Annotated in this window: 18 protein-coding genes; 14 read left to right on the top strand and 4 right to left on the bottom strand. The window is 46.9% G+C overall.

What is annotated here, in order from left to right; all coding sequences use genetic code 11:
* Positions 1–3 precede the first annotated feature (3 nt).
* Genes mobA through modC form a run of 8 tightly spaced genes read left to right on the top strand, consistent with a single transcriptional unit; the run spans position 4 to position 4942 of the window.
* The gene (gene mobA, locus E8M12_RS00985) at positions 4–663 is read left to right on the top strand and encodes a molybdenum cofactor guanylyltransferase (RefSeq protein ID WP_136734206.1); all 660 of its coding nucleotides are present in this window, start codon (positions 4–6) and stop codon (positions 661–663) included.
* On the top strand, positions 653–1192 hold the full coding sequence (gene moaB / locus E8M12_RS00980) for a molybdenum cofactor biosynthesis protein B (RefSeq protein WP_136734205.1): 540 nt from the start codon (positions 653–655) through the stop codon (positions 1190–1192). Before mobA ends, moaB begins: the two co-directional genes overlap by 11 nt.
* A 2-nt stretch (positions 1193–1194) precedes the next feature.
* On the top strand, positions 1195–1665 hold the full coding sequence (gene moaC, locus E8M12_RS00975) for a cyclic pyranopterin monophosphate synthase MoaC (protein WP_136734204.1): 471 nt from the start codon (positions 1195–1197) through the stop codon (positions 1663–1665).
* Positions 1646–1918, top strand: coding sequence for a molybdopterin converting factor subunit 1 (moaD, locus tag E8M12_RS00970; RefSeq protein WP_136734203.1), 273 nt, complete (start codon positions 1646–1648; stop codon positions 1916–1918). The genes moaC and moaD overlap by 20 nt, the downstream gene beginning before the upstream one ends.
* A 4-nt stretch (positions 1919–1922) precedes the next feature.
* The gene (gene moaE, locus E8M12_RS00965) at positions 1923–2375 is read left to right on the top strand and encodes a molybdopterin synthase catalytic subunit MoaE (protein ID WP_136734202.1); all 453 of its coding nucleotides are present in this window, start codon (positions 1923–1925) and stop codon (positions 2373–2375) included.
* Complete coding sequence (gene modA, locus E8M12_RS00960; protein ID WP_136734201.1) at positions 2369–3142, top strand: molybdate ABC transporter substrate-binding protein; 774 nt, start codon at positions 2369–2371, stop codon at positions 3140–3142. The genes moaE and modA overlap by 7 nt, the downstream gene beginning before the upstream one ends.
* Positions 3129–3824 (top strand): molybdate ABC transporter permease subunit, encoded by a 696-nt coding sequence (gene modB / locus E8M12_RS00955; protein WP_136734200.1) that lies wholly within the window; start codon positions 3129–3131, stop codon positions 3822–3824. The genes modA and modB overlap by 14 nt, the downstream gene beginning before the upstream one ends.
* A complete protein-coding gene (gene modC, locus E8M12_RS00950) occupies positions 3821–4942 on the top strand; it encodes a molybdenum ABC transporter ATP-binding protein (RefSeq protein WP_136734199.1) in 1122 nt (373 codons plus the stop codon). The genes modB and modC overlap by 4 nt, the downstream gene beginning before the upstream one ends.
* 268 nt (positions 4943–5210) lie before the next feature.
* On the opposite strand, the gene rmf is transcribed toward modC, so the two are convergent.
* Complete coding sequence (gene rmf, locus E8M12_RS00945) at positions 5211–5384, bottom strand: ribosome modulation factor (protein ID WP_136734198.1); 174 nt, start codon at positions 5382–5384, stop codon at positions 5211–5213.
* Between the two features lie 622 nt (positions 5385–6006).
* Between rmf and E8M12_RS00940 the strand changes: the two genes are divergently transcribed.
* Both E8M12_RS00940 and E8M12_RS00935 read left to right on the top strand, forming a co-directional pair.
* Positions 6007–8274, top strand: coding sequence for a TonB-dependent receptor (locus E8M12_RS00940; protein WP_136734197.1), 2268 nt, complete (start codon positions 6007–6009; stop codon positions 8272–8274).
* 10 nt (positions 8275–8284) lie between these two features.
* The gene (locus E8M12_RS00935) at positions 8285–8965 is read left to right on the top strand and encodes a Fe2+-dependent dioxygenase (protein WP_136734196.1); all 681 of its coding nucleotides are present in this window, start codon (positions 8285–8287) and stop codon (positions 8963–8965) included.
* A 150-nt stretch (positions 8966–9115) separates the two neighbouring features.
* Here the strand turns inward: E8M12_RS00935 and E8M12_RS00930 are convergent, their stop codons facing one another.
* Complete coding sequence (locus tag E8M12_RS00930) at positions 9116–9337, bottom strand: DUF3820 family protein (RefSeq protein WP_136734363.1); 222 nt, start codon at positions 9335–9337, stop codon at positions 9116–9118.
* Between the two features lie 91 nt (positions 9338–9428).
* Here E8M12_RS00930 and msrA point away from each other — a divergent pair, with 91 nt between their 5' ends.
* Complete coding sequence (gene msrA / locus E8M12_RS00925; protein WP_136734195.1) at positions 9429–9965, top strand: peptide-methionine (S)-S-oxide reductase MsrA; 537 nt, start codon at positions 9429–9431, stop codon at positions 9963–9965.
* Between the two features lie 79 nt (positions 9966–10044).
* Here the strand turns inward: msrA and E8M12_RS00920 are convergent, their stop codons facing one another.
* On the bottom strand, positions 10045–10881 hold the full coding sequence (locus E8M12_RS00920) for a tetratricopeptide repeat protein (protein ID WP_136734194.1): 837 nt from the start codon (positions 10879–10881) through the stop codon (positions 10045–10047).
* Positions 10882–11124: 243 nt separating this feature from the next.
* Between E8M12_RS00920 and hmgA the strand changes: the two genes are divergently transcribed.
* Positions 11125–12429 carry a homogentisate 1,2-dioxygenase gene (gene hmgA, locus E8M12_RS00915; protein ID WP_136734193.1) on the top strand — a complete coding sequence of 435 codons (1305 nt, stop codon included), beginning with the start codon at positions 11125–11127 and terminating at the stop codon, positions 12427–12429.
* Between the two features lie 78 nt (positions 12430–12507).
* Entirely contained in the window at positions 12508–13758 is a 1251-nt protein-coding gene (locus E8M12_RS00910) for a DUF1254 domain-containing protein (RefSeq protein WP_136734192.1), read from the top strand.
* Here E8M12_RS00910 and E8M12_RS00905 read toward each other — a convergent pair.
* Positions 13739–15754: an ADP-ribosylglycohydrolase family protein gene (locus E8M12_RS00905; protein WP_169302997.1), complete on the bottom strand. Its 2016-nt coding sequence runs from the start codon at positions 15752–15754 to the stop codon at positions 13739–13741. The genes E8M12_RS00910 and E8M12_RS00905 overlap by 20 nt on opposite strands.
* A 381-nt stretch (positions 15755–16135) precedes the next feature.
* On the opposite strand from E8M12_RS00905, the gene E8M12_RS00900 reads away from it, so the two are divergent.
* Positions 16136–19192, top strand: a complete 3057-nt coding sequence (locus E8M12_RS00900) for a TonB-dependent receptor (protein WP_136734190.1) — start codon at positions 16136–16138, stop codon at positions 19190–19192.
* The last annotated feature ends 13 nt before the right edge of the window (positions 19193–19205 follow it).

Here is a 19205-nt window from a genome sequence, read left to right as displayed (position 1 = left end):
AATATGAATACGCGATTCTCTTCCTCTATATTGGGCGTAGTCTTAGCCGGTGGCCGTTCACAGCGGATGGGCAGGGACAAAGCACTGTTACCCGCTCTTCAGCAAACCAAACCGTCTCTTGCTGGTGATAGCCAGGCTGATATCTCCATGTTGCAGTTTTGTCAGTCATTGCTAACTCAGGTCGGCATCGTTGATGTCGTCATTAGTGGCAAGCAAGGACAACACGGCATTGTCGATGATATCACTCATGCCGGCCCTTTGATGGGACTGTATTCGGTCATCCAGTCAACGCGTCCGAAGGCCATATTGGCACTCCCTGTGGATATGCCGCTACTTGGCAGTAACGAGTTAAATCAAATCAAATTAAGTGGCGAACTCAGCGGGCAGGTCACCTGCTACAAAGACCACCCATTACCCTTATATTTGCCGGTTAATGCCATGGTTGAAGGGTTTCTTAAGAGCGAGTTCCTTCGCTTGCGGGCGAATCCTGAAGGTAGAGGCCCTTCTTTTAAACAGATGTTTCAACAAACTGGTGTCAACCTGCTCGACTGCAGAACACCAGAGAGGCTGCACAACACCAATACGCCGGAACAATGGCAACGAGCAAGGCAAAGAGCTCGCCAGATAGAACAACAACGAGGTTTTCACTGTTATGTCAACTAAACAAGCGCGGCCATTCACACCGTTAAATATTGCCGTTTTAACCGTATCGGACACCCGAAATATGCAAACGGATACCTCTGGTCAGGTGCTGGTGGAACGATTAACCCAGGCCGGCCATAACCTGGCGGCGCGGGATATCTGCAAAGACGACATTTACCAGTTACGCAGTCAGGTCTCGCAGTGGATTGCCAACGATAACATACATGCCATCCTACTCACTGGCGGTACCGGGTTTTCCGGCCGGGATAATACGCCACAGGCCATTGCACCGTTATTCGATAAAGAAATTGAAGGTTTTGGTGAGTTATTCCGCGCCATATCCTATGAAGAAATTGGCACCTCGACGGTTCAGTCCAGGGCGATTGGCGGCATGGCAAACCATACGGTTATTTTTTGTCTTCCGGGTTCGACCAATGCCTGTAAAACCGGTTGGGATAAAATCATAAAAGAACAACTGGATGCCACCCATAAACCCTGTAATTTCATCTGTCACCTGCAAGCGACCACGGCGTGCGAGTCACGGGGCTAAGGATGGGATTTAGTCATATTAACCAATCCGGTGAAGCCAATATGGTGGATGTCAGTAGCAAACCGGTAACGGCAAGAGAAGCCCGGGCTCAGGGCTATGTGATTATGCAACCTGAGACGTTGCAACACATTATCGACGGAAAACACCATAAAGGGGATGTTTTTTCCGTGGCACGCATCGCCGGTATTCAGGCCGCCAAAAAGTGTAGTGATCTGATTCCCTTATGCCACCCGTTAATGTTATCGAAAGTACAGGTCGATTTTGACATCGATAAAACCAACAATCAGGTAAAGATTACCAGCCTCTGTAAACTGGCAGGCCAGACTGGCGTTGAGATGGAAGCCCTGACCGCCGTATCGGTGGCAGCCCTGACCCTGTTCGACATGTGTAAGGCCCTGGATCCTGGGATGATAATCAGTGATATCCAGGTATTAGAAAAGCAAGGAGGAAAACATGGCCACTGGCGCAGCTAAACAGGACATCCGGGTTCTTTTTTTCGCCCAGTTTCGCGAACAACTCGGTTGTGACCAGCTGGCACTGGCATCAACAGACGTGACGGATATTGCCAGCATCAAACACACCCTGGCCAAGCGTGGCGACATGTGGCAACAGGTATTTACCAATTCCAGTTTGCTAGTGGCGGTAAATCAGCAGATGGTGCAAGACAATATCGTCATTAAACCCGGTGATGAAATCGCATTCTTTCCGCCGGTTACCGGTGGCTGATACGATGGACATTAAAATAACCGTGCAAGCGCAGGACTTTGACCCTGGCGCTGAAATTAAATGGCTGGAACGGGATACCTCCGAAGATGGGGCCCTGGTGACCTTTATTGGTAAAGTTCGCGACCACAACCAGGGAGAACAAGTTGCCCACTTGTACCTGGAACATTATGCTGGCATGGCTGAGCGCAGCCTGCAGCAAATAGCCGAACAGGCGAAGCAACGCTGGCAAATCGGCAAAATCCGCATCATTCATCGCGTTGGCGAATTGCATGTCGATGATAATATTGTTTTTGTCGGCGTAACCAGTGCACACCGCCAGGACGCTTTCTATGCTAGTCAGATGATTATGGATTACCTGAAAACCGAAGCCCCCTTTTGGAAAAAAGAGCAGACCGCCGCTGGAAGCCGCTGGGTTACTGCCAATCAAAACGATCAAAATGAGGCCCAAAAGTGGTAAAAACATTTTTCCCTGTATTACTGACTTGTGCAACCCTGCTGCTCAGCGCGACAACAAAAGCCGAACAAAGCTTAAAAATCGGCGTATCGGCGAACTTCACCGAACCACTCAAGCAATTAGTGGATACCTATAATGAGAAGTTTGAGCCTGACATTGACGTTAAATTATCTGTTGCCGCTACCGGCGTGCTTTACCAACAAGTGCGTCATGGCGCGCCGTTTGATATGGTATTTGCCGCCGATATAAAGCGCCCACAATTGATTGAAGAGGAAGGCCTGGCGCTGGAAAATAGCCGCTTTACCTATGCCACCGGGCAGCTGGCACTGTGGTCTACCACCCGTGATCAGGTCGCCCTGGACGATCTCACACCCTATCAAGGTAGGATTGCTATCGCTGCACCGCACCTGGCTCCTTACGGTAAGGCCTCCAAAGAAGCGCTGTTATCCCTGGACTTGTGGCGAAAATTTCATGATAAAGTGATCACCGGCAATAATATCAGTCAGACCTATCAGCAAACCCGCACTGGCGCAGTCGATTTTGGCATCATTTCCTATTCGCAATTTCTGTTATCTGATACCGGTAGCGGCGTACTTATCGACAGTCAATTACATGAGCCCATTGAACAGCAAATGCTGATCTTAAAATCCACATTAAATGAAGATCTAGCAAGAAAATTTCAGCAATTTATTCTCAGTGATAGTAGTCAGGAATTAATCATCAGCATGGGGTATGCGGACACAAGGAAGACCGGACATGAGCAGCAGTGACGAATGGTTAGCCCTATACACCACGATCAAACTCGCCGGCCTGACGACCCTGATCCTATTACTTTTGGGCACACCGCTTGCCTGGTATATGAGCAAAATCCAGAGTCGCTATAAAGTATTCTTAGAAGCCATTGTCGCATTACCCCTGGTGCTTCCCCCAACCGTACTCGGATTCTACTTACTGGTAATATTTTCACCTACCAGCACGCCTGGCAAGTGGTGGTTAGATACGACAGGCTACTCCCTGGCATTTAGTTTTACGGGAATTTTAATCGGTTCCGTTATTTACTCGCTACCGTTTGTCGTGCAACCGTTGCAAAAGGCTTTTGAACAGCTCGGCGATCATGTTCTAGAGGCCGGCGCCATGCTTTCCGCCAATAGCATGGATCGTTTTTTCACCCTGGTGCTCCCCATGACCAAAGCCAGCTTTATCACTGCGGCCAGCCTTGGCTTCGCCCATACAGTAGGAGAGTTTGGTGTGGTACTAATGATAGGTGGCAATATTCCCGGCGAAACACGTGTCCTGTCAATTGCCCTGTTTGATCATGTCGAAGCCTTGAATTACAGCACCGCACACTGGCTTGCAGCCTGCCTGTTAATCGGCTCAATGGTATTGCTTGCACTGATATACCTGCTCAATTTCAATCATGAACGCAACATAAAATACCGGATGGAACCATGAGCACGCTAGCCGTATCTGAGGCCCCACAAGCCATTCAACGCGACCTTAGCGTCGACGTTAATTTAAGTTTCGACAGTTTCCAGTTAAGTTGTGATATTCGCTTTGACCTTAATGGTATCACCGGTATTTTAGGCCACTCAGGATCGGGAAAAACCAGTTTACTGCGAGTAATTGCCGGTTTAAATCGGGATGCCGCGGGGACGGTAATACTCAAGCAACGAACGCTGCAAAGTGATACCCAGTTTATCAAACCTGAACATCGCAAGATTGGTTTCGTGTTTCAGGATGCCCGCCTGTTTCCGCATTTATCCGTAGCTGGGAACCTCGAATATGCTCGCAAGCGATGCAAACCAAATAGCCTGGATGCCAATGAAATTATTCAAATGACGCAAATCGGTGCGCTGCTAAAGCGTGATGTCGTTAAATTATCGGCGGGTGAAAAACAACGGGTAGCCATCGCCCGGGCGCTGTTAGCCGAGCCTGAATTATTATTGATGGATGAACCGTTATCGAACCTGGATAACCGGGCACGCAGGGATATGGTCCATTTATTACGCCTGATCCATCAACGCCTGAATTTGCCTATCCTCTACGTCAGCCACAATATTATTGAAATCCAGCAGCTTGCCGATGAGGTACTGGTGATGGAAAATGGCCGGATCATCCAGGTTGGGCATGTGCATCAGGTTCTCAATAACCTCAATGAACGAATGTCGACCGAGTTTAGTAGCCCTACTTCGTTAACCCTGAAAGTAAAGCAACACCTGGTGAACTTTGGCCTGACGCAACTGGATTTTATGGCGCCAAGCCATAATCAGGTAAAACTGTTCGCGCCACTGATGAACCAACCTCTGGGGCAACAATTACGCTGCTATATTTTAGCGGATGATTTAAGTATTAGCCTGAACAAACCCGAGGCGAGCTCGATCATCAACTGCCTGCCCGGTAGAATCAGCCAGTTACATCGTCTAAGCCGAAACGGCATGCTAATCAAAGTTCAGGTGATGGAGCACACCTTTGCCATTAACACGTCCAGATATGCTGTGGAATTGTTGCGCCTTAGCCATGGAACCGAAGTTTTTATCCAGTTCCAGGCCGACGCAATCCGCTGTTATTGATGCCAATCACATTAAATTATTGCTCACTCAGTGAGAATTTAAAGGCATTTAGGCAAGGCTTTGATTACAGAGAATGGTTACTCCATTGTCAAAATCAGTAACGCAGGATAAATGCCTTTAAAACTCACCCGGAGGGTGTTTATCAGAGGTCCATTTCCGGCCCTATATTTCAGTAATATAGAATGGCTATATCAATGAAATTTATGTTGCAAATGAACCTCTGCCCTAACTCTGAGTTGTGCACAAACTTAATGTGATTGGTATAACACTATTTAAATAACCCCATACTCCTGTCAGACATTGCTTCACGCCAACCGCCCAGCCACTGGGATTTTGCATCGAGGTTTTGATAGGGACACTCTTCTTTATTTTTGCCGTGCAGGCCGGCCTGGTAACCATGGGAATGTGCTCGTTGCAGACGATCGCGTTTTTGTCTTTTCATTGATAACTCCTGGCTAATCAACACGTCTTATGGAAGGCGGGTAGTTAATGCTATTCGCACCGGGAAAAGGAGTGAATTCAACTAACCCTAACGTTTAATTTAAGTTCACAAATAACACTCTGGCAACCCGAAAACCCTAGGATATGACATTTTTTTGTCGGTTTTATGACAGCGTAAATGAAACGGCAATCGACAAATCCCAACTTACTTTGCTGGGCCCTGCGGCGAATGCGGTCAATATGGCAATTGGTTGAAGCAAACCTGACTTGACCTGGTAAACCATAACAGCCAGCCCAGGTAGCCATTATTTTTATCTGCCAAAGTCGAGAATTGCATATCAAACCGGGGCGTACGAGAAGAACCCGGATACCGAGAATCATAGTAACCAGCCACACCATTAGATGTTTGCAATGAATTATCGTTACGGCGCAGTCGAGGTGATATGAGCTATGAACCGAACCGGTTATGCACACTTTATGCGGACGCAGAGTAACGAAAAGCAACTTTAGCAATCGTGTAACTTTAACCCCCTACAACATTAAATGAGAATGATTGTTATTTACATTCGCATATTTAACGATATAATGCGCCTGATTTTTAATAACTTTAACAGGGAATAACAATGTCCAAAAAAGTGTTATTGGGCTCTACTGCTTTATTCGGTGCATTATCTGTGAGCATGACATCGGCCTATGCCGATGACTCCGCAACTAAAGAACGTAAAGCTAAAGACAAAGAAATTGAGCTGATTGAAATTCATGGTGTACGAGATTCCATTTATAACGTTAAGAAGTCGGGTGATACTCGCCGCCTTGCTGATCTAATCGATACGCCAGCCACGATTACCGTTTTAACCAAAGATCAAATTGAAGAATCAGGACGCTCTGACTTAAAAGAAGTATTGTCGACTCAGGCGGGTGTTACCTTAGGTACGGGTGAAAACGGTAATGCCTTTGGCGACCGCTATATTATTCGTGGTCATGAGGCACGGTCTGATGTATTCGTAGATGGCTTGCGAGATCCTGGGATGAATACCCGGGAGAGTTTTTCGGTTGAACAAATTGAAATAACTAAAGGACCAAGCTCTACGTTTGCCGGGCGTGGCTCCTCGGGAGGTGCCATTAATAGTATTACCAAAAAAGCTTCTCTTGGTTACGATTTTGGTCGGGTAGATGTCGGTGTTGGCAGCGATAATTACTATCGTGCATCCGTAGATGTCAATAAACCACTTACTGACGATATCGCCACTCGCATTAATATTATGAAGGCGAGCGAAGATGCTCCAAAACGCCAGGGAGCTGAGCGTAACCGTGAAGGGGCCTTGCTTTCTGGTTTATACGATGATGGCCGAAAAAGTCGGGTTTGGGCCGATTTTTATTACCTGAATGCGGAAGATGTTCCTGACTTAGGCTCGACCGTCATTAACGATAAAATAGTCGAAGATATTCCCGTATATGCTCAGCAAGGCGACTTTATGAACTCTGAAGCCTGGTCATCAACCTTGCGGGTTGAGCATGAAATTAACAATAGCTGGAAGATTTATAATATTACCCGCTACGGCGAAACCGAAAATGGCTATATTGCCACCAGCGCCGGCGGTACTACGGGTTACCTGACCGAACAAGATGCCATTAATGAGACCAATGGATTTGGTACCTTCACCTTCGGTACACACTCAAACTATCAGGATATTCAACACTTCGCGACACAATTCAATCTATTCGCCGACATTCAGTCAGGGTCTGTCGAACACAAATTTTTAATCAGCGCAGAATATGCCGACTATTCGGTACTAAATGGACGTTATACCAATACGGGTAACGCACTCACTAATTGCTGGAGTGCCGGGCGCGGAGGCATAAGCGAAAACTTCTGTGGGTTAGACAATGATGGCAATCCGGTTGCCGATTTAAATAATATCATTGATCGTTCAGCGGCAATGAAAGGTGATTTCAGTTCCGATTACAACTACGAGGTAGTTGCCATATCGTTAATGGACACGATACAAGTTACAGATGATTTCATGATATTTGCCGGTGTTCGATTCGATAGTTACGATTACAGCAACCTGGCAAATGGTTTTAATGGTGAAAACCTTTATGAATTTTCGGATACTTTGACTAATGGCCATTTCGGAGTCGTATACGAGGTAGTAGATGATGTTAACCTGTATGCGTCATACGGCACGGCAACCAATATCAACGGGGGTGAATCTGACGTTGGTGGCAATTGCGGATATGGTGGTGTTTGTACCGATTCTGAAGGCAGTGCCGACGCAGAGCCGGAAACGGTGAGCAATTTTGAAGTTGGTACAAAAATGTCACTTAATGATGAATCGTTATTTGTGCAGTTAGCGGCGTTCCGCCTGGTCAAAGACGACATCATGGAAGGTGCCGGTCGCGGTTATGACGTAACCGGTGCCTTAAATACCGGTAAGCATGAAGTAACCGGTATTGAAGTGGCAATGAATGGTCAGCTTAGTGATGAACTAAGTATTCAGCTGAGCGCCGCAAAGATGGACTCCGAAATTTTGGAGTCGGCATCCAACCCCGACAGCGTCGGCTTACCATTAGCGCTTTTTGCTGAAAACAGCTTCTTTGCCCAGGCTCGTTATCAGCTAACCGATGACTTTGCCTTTGGTGGTGATTTTACCTATAAAAGCAGCATGACCGGTGGGCAACCCGATACCGGTTCTTCCGGCCCGGAAGTGCCCGCATATCGCGTTGTTAATATGTTTGCCAGTTATAATTTTAGCGAAGACATTACCGCCCGAATAAATCTTGGTAACGTATTTGACACGGAATATTACACCTCAACGTATCGCGCACCTAAGTTCATGTACATCGGTGATCGCCAGTCACTTCGCGCAACGTTAACCTACCAGTTCTAGGAGAAAACAGATGGTCTTGATCGAGCAATTGCTAACCAAACAAGAAGTTAACCTGATGCGTCAGCACCTCGATCAAGTGCCGTGGTTAGATGGTAAAGGCACCGCCATGGGCATGGCGGCTGCCGTTAAAGATAATGTTCAGGCCGATGCCAGTTTTAAAACCGTTCAGCAACTTGCTAACTCCTTACTGGCGAAATATGGAGAAACGGAGAAACTCGTTTCCGCAGTACTGCCACACAAAATATTTCCTCCCTGCTTCAACCGCTACAGTTCGGGAGAAACCTACGGGTATCACGTTGACGCGGCGGTTATGCGCATCCCAAATTCCGCCGAAGTACTGCGTTCCGATATGTCGATGACATTATTTTTGTCAGAGCCAGAAGAATACGAGGGGGGAGAACTAGTCATTCAAACCGAGTTTGGCGAGCAGAGAATTAAACCCAAGGCGGGCGATGCAGTGACCTACCCTTCCAGCAGCTTGCATAAAGTAACACCGGTGACCTCAGGGGTTCGTTTTGCCGCTATTACCTGGATGCAAAGCATGGTACAAGACACTCACATTCGCGAGCTATTATTCGAGCTTGATCAAAACATTCAACAACTGTCCAGTAACGAATCTGTTGCTAGGGAGCAATTGGACAGCCTGCACCATGTGTATCACAACTTAATTCGCAAACACTCAACCCTCTGATCTACAGATAATCAATCGTAGCCGGTTAGTAGGCGCTGGACGAATACTAGTGCCAATTCAATAATGCACCGTCTTGTCCTTCCAGGCCAGGCGCTGTCGATTACCTGGCCGGCAACTTACTTTTTAAGAAAATCATCAAGGTGTTGCGACTCAGCGATTTTCTTCCTGTAACAGCGGCATCAGCATGCTTTCTAAGCCATTTAATTTTACTTCATAAATTAACGCCAGCTGCCGTCCCAATTTAGACTCAGGAAAGCCCTTGCTTTTAAACCACACCAGGTAGGGTTCTGGAAGCTTTAATAATGGCCTGCCTTGATATTTTCCAAACGGCATAATCTGATTTACCGCGTCAATTAATTCTTGTTGATCCATAATAACAATAATGCCTGTATCGAGATTCAATGTTACCTTTTCCCGATATGACTTAACAGGGTGATAACGATGATTCAATGGAGACCGGCCCATGTCTACCTCTGAAAATATGGAAATGGCTACCTTAGCCGGTGGCTGCTTTTGGTGTCTTGAGGCACCCTTTCAGCGTGTTCCCGGTGTCGTTAAGGTGATCAGCGGCTATATGGGCGGCGATGTCGAGAATCCAACCTATGCACAAATATGTTCAGGAACAACCGGCCATGCGGAAGTGGTGCAAATCCAGTTTATTGCAGAGCAACTAAGTTTCGATGAAATACTGGATATCTTTTTTATTCTCCACGATCCAACCCAGTTAGATCGCCAGGGCAATGACATTGGTAGTCAGTATCGAAGCGCGATTTTTCCCCATAACGAAGAGCAAAAGCGACGAGCAATAGAAAAAATCAGGACGCTTAACGAACATGGAGGATATGCTGAAAAGATAGTGACCAATATTGAACCACTGGCCCACTTCTATCGGGCCGAGGATTATCATCAGGATTACTACGATTCCAATCCGTACCAACCCTACTGCCAGATAATCGTCGCCCCAAAACTGGAAAAGTTAAAGCGCTACTTAAAAAAGTAGGCGGGTCTCAGGTTTCAGGCCTCAGAAGCTTAGTTATATTTTTAAACTACTTGTCGCTTACAGCTTACAGCTTGTAGCTCTAATACATTAACGTATACAGTTTCCTGCGATACTTGCCTGCCAATGCATCACCTGCTGGTAGTGCAGCGAGAATATCGAGTAATATCTTCCGAGATTCACTGTCATCCATATCCTTTTGCAACAGCTTAAACAGCATATCTAATGCTTCTTCCTGACGATTATTCTGGCTGTACTGCGCCGCTAGCTGACGCTGAATATCGATATTGTCAGGATCCGCCTGTAATTTTTGTTCCAACGCCTGGATTTCTGGTGACTGACTGGCTTCCCGCGCCAATTCCAGTTTCGACACCAGCGATTGAAAGTAGCTGTCCTGGTCAACCATCTTAATGGTTGCAAGCAGGGTTTCGGCATCATCAAGCTTACCCAATTGGATATAACAGTCTGCCAGTGCCAGGGCGATATCCGCTCGCTCGGCATCGAAACCGTGAGCCTGTTGCAAGGCATTCATTGCATCGCCAGGCTGATTCTGAGCCAACGCTGCCTGCCCTAGTTGCAACAGTTCATCTTCGGGTCTAGGTAAGTGTTTATCGACAAACTGACTAAGGGATTCGTCCGTCTGCGGTCCGGCAATACCATCTATCGGCTGACCATCCTTTACCACAACCGCCGTCGGCAGGCTTTGGATGCCAAATTGTGCAGCTATTTGCTGCTGTTGCTGACAGTCAACGCCGGCAAAGGTGATCGCCTGCTCTTTACCGGCCAGGCGAGCAGCCAGTGCATCGCGCATCTGCACACTCTCTGGAATTTGATCCGCCCAGAATACGACCAAAACCAGCTTTTGCTTTGAGTCTTCAAACATCAATTGTTGAAAGTTTTCAGGAGTAACGTGAATCATAGGACCTGCAATAACGTCTTAAATTAAACAATAATCTATGGGCAAATTGGTAAATAGCAAGCAGAAATCAGCAATAAGCCCTTAATATTCCTTATTTACATTCGCTGTAAACTTGTAATTACACAAATGACCAAACCTTACGGTTATACGAGTTTATATTAGTCATGATGCATTAATTCCAGAGATTTTTTGAGTTAGTATTTAATCTTAATGACCAAAGATAATAACTAATAGGAAGCCTTTATGTCGGTCGCCGATTCATTAACATATATGACTGGGTTTGGTAACGAGTTCGAAACCGAGGCCCTTGAGGGTGCGTTGCCTAAAGGACAGTTTAGTCCGCAACGTGTGAAATACGATTTGTACGCTGAACAATTCAGTTCCACGGCTTTTACTGCCCCGCGCGCCAGTAACCGCCGTACCTGGATGTATCGTATCCGCCCGAGCGCCGTACAGGGTAACTATCAGGCGATAGATAATGGTTTAATCAGAACCGCTCCCATTACCGAAGCCGTTACCCCACCGGATATGATGCGCTGGGATCCTATAGCCATTCCAGAGCAACGCACCGACTTTATCGATGGCCTGATCACCATGGCCGCTAATGGCAGTGCTGCGTCCCATACCGGGATTGCCATTCATCATTACGCCTGCAATGCGGATATGGAAGATCGTTACTTTTGTAATGCCGATGGTGAACTCTTGTTCGTCCCGCAACAGGGGGAGCTGTTACTGGCCACAGAATGCGGCAAGTTAACCGTTACTGCTGGTGAAATTGCGGTGATTCCCCGTGGTATGAAATTTACCGTAAATCTATTGGATAACAATGCCCGCGGTTACCTTTGTGAAAACTATGGCGACCTGCTGCATCTTCCTGAGCGCGGTCCTGTTGGTGCTAACGGGTATAGTAATGATCGTGATTTTCAGTATCCAGTCGCGGCTTTCGAAGATAAAGAAGGTAGCTTTGAACTGGTTACTAAATTCAACGGCAACCTGTTCCGCTGTGAACTTGGCCACTCGCCGTTGGATGTGGTTGCCTGGACCGGTAACTCGGCGCCGTATAAATACGATTTATCCCGATTTAATGTCATCAACACGGTCAGTTATGATCATCCGGATCCATCCATCTTTACCGTGTTAACCTCGCAATCGGGTACTCCTGGTGTCGCTAACCTGGATTTTGTGATCTTTCCACCTCGTTGGATGGTAGCCGAAAATACCTTCCGCCCGCCCTGGTATCACCGCAACCTGATGAGTGAATATATGGGCCTGATTGAAGGGGTTTATGATGCCAAAGAACATGGCTTCGTCCCTGGTGGTGCCAGTCTGCACAATTGCATGTCGCCACATGGGCCTGAAGCGGATGTTTTTGAAAAAGCCAGCACCGTTGAGCTACAGCCGCAACGTTATGAAAATACCCTGGCATTTATGTTTGAATCTCGTTATATCATTGCGCCAACGGCTTACGCATTGAACGGAAAAGAACGCCAGCAAAACTATATCGACTGCTGGCAATCGATCACCAAGAAATTTAACGCGGAATCTTAATTACCCCAGTTTCATTCAAGCCAGCCGCCAACGGCTGGCTTTTTTCGTTTTCCCGCGTTGTGCCCTATGCTTTAGTGCATGGCAAGATATCCGATACTTCCCCGCTTCGGCATGTTTATACTGGCGCTGACCATCAATACCCTGACAATGGCCCAAAGCGCAAGTTTGCAAGACAGCGACTACTTTACTTTCACCCGCATCTACCATGCCGAACGAGTACTGCACCATTTGCAAGCGGCTGGCCCTAATCAGTTCACACTGGCAGTGCCTTCAAGCCCAGTCGACTACTCAGCGCCGGGCATTCAGCATTTGCTGGCTATCGCAGATTTGCGCACCACCCCAGCCATCATTACCTTGCCTGAGCAGTTTGCCCCTTATCGAAGCATTCAGGTCATTGATTTAAACTATCAACAGATTTTTTACCAGGACACGACCGAGGGCCAGTTCAAATATATACTCAAGCAGCAGGACAAACCGTCCGGTCACTATACGGGTAAATTGATTACCACAAAGTCCCAGTATGTGATGGTGTTACTAAGAACCCTTTCCTGGTACCCCGAGGCCATCTATTCAGCAAAGCAAATTCGCCAACAAATAAACCTGTCTGGATTCAGTGAAGGGTTTATCGGCCACGGTAAAATACCAACAAAAGAGACAGATAAAGCATCCTCGCCAACGATACTGATTCAGTGGCTGTTAGCACATCATCAATATTCACCAATCGAAACACTGTGGTTGCAACATCAGCAAGAGCGCTTCAACGAAAACACGTGGCAACAAGTAGAACAGGTGTTACGCAGCCAATTTAAGCAAACCCACTTCTGGCATAACCTGGGAGCGATGAGCGCCAGTAATGACCCACAATACTTACCTCCTGATCAGCAGGCGTTAAGCTTAATGTTTAATTATCCTTCCGTCGCGGCCAGCAATCGCCTGGAAATAAGCCAACGGATGAATCAGGAAACTGCAACTCGCGGCCAGTTTGTGTCAGGTGTTATGGTTCAAAGTCAACAAATCCCAGCGTCGCTCTGGGCGATAGACAGTTTGCCGGTAGATTTGACCTATCGACAATTTCGCCACGGTTATCACAATTTCAACACCAGCATGGATTACCGTGGTATCACCCGGTTCAAATTACAATCAATACAGCCTAAAACAGATAGCAGACAACGGTCAGTGCCGTCTGCATACCCGCTTGTTATTGCGCCAGAATCCGGTTTTTTGCGCAGTTACTTTTATCAGCCCGGGTATTCATTAATGCAACAAGCACAGCGCACTGAATCTCCGGTCACTGCGATTCCCGCCCAGGTCAATACTGATGGACACTAAGCTCGGAAATAGCCGTTTGAAATTGTTTCGGCTTGCCTGGATCATCGGGTTGCGTGCCGCCGGGTATTCCAAGAATGCGAATGGCGCTGCTGGTTACCGGCCGAAAGCGAATCAGATGATCGATGACTTTACCCTGTAAGTATTTATTGTTGTGTAAACTCATGTGCGGTGTGATTATCAGATCTTCGACATCCTGCCATTGCTGCTCTGCGTTCAGGTATTGCACGTTAAATGTGGTATACCAGCCACTGTCTTCAAGTACGTATCCCGGGTTAAACAACAGGGCAGACATTCTCTGGGGCGTTGCGAAACGATAACCGTAGCTGTCTGGTGCTGCTGGCGCCCTGGTCTGAGGCTCTGAGTAAAATGTTTGTTGAGCCCCTAACCCCTGCTGCAGGTTGCGAATGCCATCACGTAATAAATCGATGCTGGCATCCTCTCTCGAATAATCCCGATCGTTGTGAATGATAGCGACTGCCGTACTCGCCAGGTTTTCACTGTGCACACTAAACTCGTATTGCTGCTGCATACTCATCCCCGGCGTCACGGCTTTAATGGTGACTTGATAGTGACCCGGTTTGGTTGCCACCCCTGCTATATGATTTTGTTCTAGTTTCAGGCCGCTGGGCAGCTCGCCATCAATAATCGAAAAACGCAAATAGTCCAGGGTCTGGTGATGCAACAACGGATAAAATTCAAAGTCTGTGGTTTTATTCACTTCGATAAACTGCACCGGCGCTCGTGGCAACTCCAGAGGCGCGGTAAAACGGGCATCTTTATTAATGTGATATAGGATTTCACCATCACGGCTAATTTTACTACCGCCATTGGCAATAATGACCTTCTCCCCCTGCTCGGCGATGCGCTTTGCCATCTCGACAATACTGGCATCCGGCAGGTCTTCCCGGGTTACATTGATGTATTTATCATTGAACGGTTTTGACCAGTGTTGTTTACCCAGCGGAAATAATAATGATTCCGGGATCGCATTAATGCCACCGATGATTCCAAGCAGTCCGCCCAGGGTGGCGGCCTGGTTGTCGGCATCAAACCCCATCGCCACTGACATGTCCATGGTACGCTGAAAATCTCCTTCGCCATAGAGCAAGGCGAGTATGGCACAGGCTCCATTGAGCGTCGCATCAATCGGATACCAGGAGTTTTGGTTATATTCAAACCGCTTGGCGTATTTACCTGCCATTTGCTGACGCGCCATTTGCCAATTGTTGGGATAGGTTCGATACAGGGCCAGCATTTCTTCGACAACGCCGGCAAAGCGGGAGCTTCTTGGCAGGGCCTGCAAGCCAATGTTAATCAGGTTTTCAATATCCGATTCGTAAAAGGCCGCACTGTACATGGCGGCATAATGCATCGCCGGCTCGACCCCGAAACTATCACTGGTAATTCGTGCCGCCCAATCGGTTTTCTGGACCGCATAGCGCACCATGCCCGGCGCCGTCACCGCCCAGATTTCATTGACTAATTGCGGGTCAATTTGAAACCATTCACTGTTAAAATGTTGATGGCCCGTAAGTGGGGGCGTGTAGCCCGCCCGCATCAGAGTCAAAGCTTGACGATTTGCTGCCCATACCCGCTCGCGAACCTGATGCTGCCAAGTCTCTGCCAGCTGATGATAATAAGGCGCGGTACCATAGTTTTCCATCGCCAGTAAGTACATGTACTCAATGTCGGTATCATCATCAGAAAACGCCCCACCTGCCTGTTTAAGCCGCTCCAGGCTTGAACCATAGCCATAGGGAAAGGTATCTGGTCCAGGTTGTTCAAGGAATTTAAACTCATACGGCAATCCATAAAAATTACCGACCATTTGCCCCAGCCAGGACGCATAGACTTTATCCCGGTAGTCATCCATAGCGATGATCAAGGTTGATGCACCGTCTTTTGCCTGCGCAGCGAACATTGTTGGCGGTATCACAAGAATCAGGGTGGAGAGAATAAAAACATCCATGAAGATTCGTTTGCATAAACTTTTCATATTATTCACCACACCCATTGTTTTCATTTTATCTGTGACGCTACTACCCACAAAGCTTGAATTTACCAGCAATTCTTCCTCATAGTTTAATGTACCACTTCAGATAATCCAGAACACAACAGTTCCCTTCGGGCCTTGCCTTGCCCGCATAAACAAGTTGCTATTGAGATAATCGTTAATCGAAGTAAACAGCATTACTCATATCACCTCTAAACAGGAAGTCCTGATAACACTAAAATAACTAAGTGATAACAATCTTGTTGACCTATCGCAGATATCGTATTAATTTATAAAAAGCCGCGTCCATTGCGAATCCAAAATAAAAAATGTAAGCGGTTACAAAAGAAAAACAACAGGGATTAATTCCCAGGGGAGAATCAGATGACGAACATGACGTTCCGAAAATCTAAGTTGGCTACAACACTGTCTTTAGTGTTAGGTGCCACAACCATGGCCAGTGCCGGTGCTGAAGAGAACACTGCTTCTGTTGAAGAAGAAGTCGAAGTTATTGAAGTTACTGGTATTCGCGGCAGTTTAACGAAATCAATGGATATCAAACGCAGCGCGAAAGGTATCGTTGAAGCCATCAATGCCGAAGATATCGGTAAATTTCCAGATACTAACCTTGCAGAATCTTTGCAACGTATTACCGGTGTCGCTATCGACCGCGATAACGGTGAAGGTAGCCGGGTAACGGTTCGTGGTTTTGGTCCTGACCGTAACCTTGTTTTATTAAACGGTCGTCAGATGCCAACTTCTACCGGTGGACGTTCGTTTGATTTTGATAACATCGCATCTGAGCTGGTTACTGGTGCAGAGATTTATAAATCCAGCGATGCAACCATCGCAACAGGTGGTATCGGTGCAACCATTAACATCCTTACTCATCGTCCTCTTAACACACCGGGTCTGAAAGCAACCGTTGGTGTAAAAGCAATGGATGATAGTTCAACCCTGGAAGGTGGCGTAACTCCTGAATTATCAGGTTTGTACTCAAACACTTTCATGGACGATAAATTTGGTATTTCAATTTCTGGTAGTTACGCCGAGCGTGAAAGTGGTAGCCAGCAAGCTGAAGTTGGTACCGGCTGGCGTTCATTCCCTGCAAGAATTAACCAGGACTGGAGTGGCAGTAACGCGGATTGGGGTGGGGTTCCTTATGAAAACCAAATCGATCGCCCATCACCTACTCTCGATGACAGCAATATCTACTCGGTTCCACAAACAACCGCGTACCGTTTTGAAGAACAACAACGTACCCGTATTAATGGTCAGTTAGTATTACAATATGAAATCACTGAAGATTTCGTAGCTACCGTTGATTACACTCACATGACTAACGAAATCGATCGTCAGTTTAACGATGTATCGGCCTGGTATCAGTTCTTCCCTTCAGAAAACGTTTGGACCGAAGCTGAACCTGGTGTGTTCTCACCTCTTTACTACTCAGAAGATTATGGTGATGCAATTCAGGATTTCTCAATGGGCGCAAGTGTTTCTGGAACAAAAGCAGAATCCAACTCTATTGGTCTTAATCTATCTTGGCAGGTAAATGATAATCTAAGCCTTGAGTTTGATTATCACTCCTCTGAAGCCGAAGAAACGCCAAACAGCCCATATGGTAGCTCAAACGTATTGTCGACTGCAGCATTCATTCGTGAAGCTTCAGCCACCGACTTTACTGGTACCATTCCAACATTAGCGGTTCGCGGCTCAGCGGGTATTACCCCTGCAGATATGCAATTAACCGGTGGTTTCTTCCGAAATGATGACAACCGTTCTGAAATCGATCAGGCGCAATTAAGCGGTACCTACGAGCTAGACGAGTTTGGTAGCATTGATTTTGGTATCAACATGATGACCGCTAATAAGACTAACTTAGCGGTTCAGGTACAGCGTGATGAGTGGGGTGGTGTTGGTAATGCCGGCGATATTCCTGCAGAATTCTTCCCTGAGCAAAGCATTCAGGATAAGTTCGATGACGTCAGTGGCGGCAATTTCGAAAACCACCCTACTATGTCTGCGGATGAGTTTGAAATTGTTGACAGCCTATTTATGTGGGACTTTGAGTCAGTCCTTCAATATGCGCGTGACAACTACGCAATGATGGTAGACCCTGCCCTTGCAGGTGACTGTGGCACTTTGTACTGCCCTTCAACCAATTATGCCCGTGATACCAACCGCTTCGTTGAAGAAGAAATCACGTCTTACTATGTACAGTGGAACTATGACGGTGAAATTGGCGACATGCCGTTTGACGTGCACATCGGTCTTCGTTACGAAGAAACGGAAATCTTCGCGGAATCTGCGGTACTGGATTACACTGGTGCGACAGCTAGATGGATCGGTTCGAATGAAACCGTTTTTGCTCAGCCTGAAGGTAATAGCCAGATATTCCTAAGTCAGGAAGGTGATTACGATCATTTACTTCCGAACTTTAACTTTAATATTGAAGTAACAGACGACATTATCTTACGTGCTGCTTATAGTGAAACTATCGGTCGTGCTGATTACTCGCAATTACAAGGTGGTACTACTGTTGCCACGCTTTATAGCGCCGCTGGTGCCGACGGTAATTCCGGTAACCCGGGTCTCCTACCTCTAGAGTCAACCAACTACGATTTATCAGCAGAATGGTACTACGATGAGTCCAGCTATGTTGCTTTAGGCTGGTTCCAGAAAGATGTGAAAAACTGGATAGGACAGGATCGTGGAACAGCTGAGCTATTCGGCATTTACGACCCGCGTAATGGTCCTAAAGTAGACGCTGCCCGCGCTGCCGGTGCTGGTGATGATGCGGCAATTCGTCAATATATCTTCGATAACTTTAGCGACAACCCAGAAGTTTACATGGAAGGTGGACAAATAGTCATTGAAGGTGTCCCTGGCGATGATCTGTTGAGCTTTAATACTACAACCCCGGGTAACAGTGATTTTGAAAACACCTTCGATGGTTGGGAATTCGCAATTCAGCACGTATTCTGGGATACCGGTTTCGGTGCGTTTGCTAACTTCACCGTTGTTGATGCCGGTGATGAGTACAACAACCGCATCCTAGTAAACCCTCCTTACGACAACACTGCTGTGGTTGGTGATACTAATGATGGTGTACAGGAAGGTATTTCTGATACTGCTAACTTTGTACTTTTCTATGAAAAATACGGCATTTCAGCACGTTTAGCCTATAACTGGCGTGATGACTACCTGGAAGCTACTGGTAACGGCGCGGGTGCTCACCCTGTATATGTTGAAGAATACGAGCAGTTCGACTTCAACGTAAGCTACACGTTCCAGGATCTTGAAGGTTTGTCTATCTTCGTAGAAGGTATCAACATTACTAACGAGTACCGTCGTAAGCACGGTCGTTCTGAGTACCAGGTACTTAATGTGTATCAACAAGGTGCGCGTTACAGCTTAGGTGCACGCTACGTATTCTAAACCAGCGTTTACT

The sequence above is a fragment of the Thalassotalea mangrovi genome (assembly GCF_005116735.1).
GTDB lineage: Bacteria > Pseudomonadota > Gammaproteobacteria > Enterobacterales > Alteromonadaceae > Thalassotalea_A > Thalassotalea_A mangrovi.
Note: the sequence above shows the minus strand (reverse complement) of the source record. Positions and strands in the feature narration are given on the sequence as shown.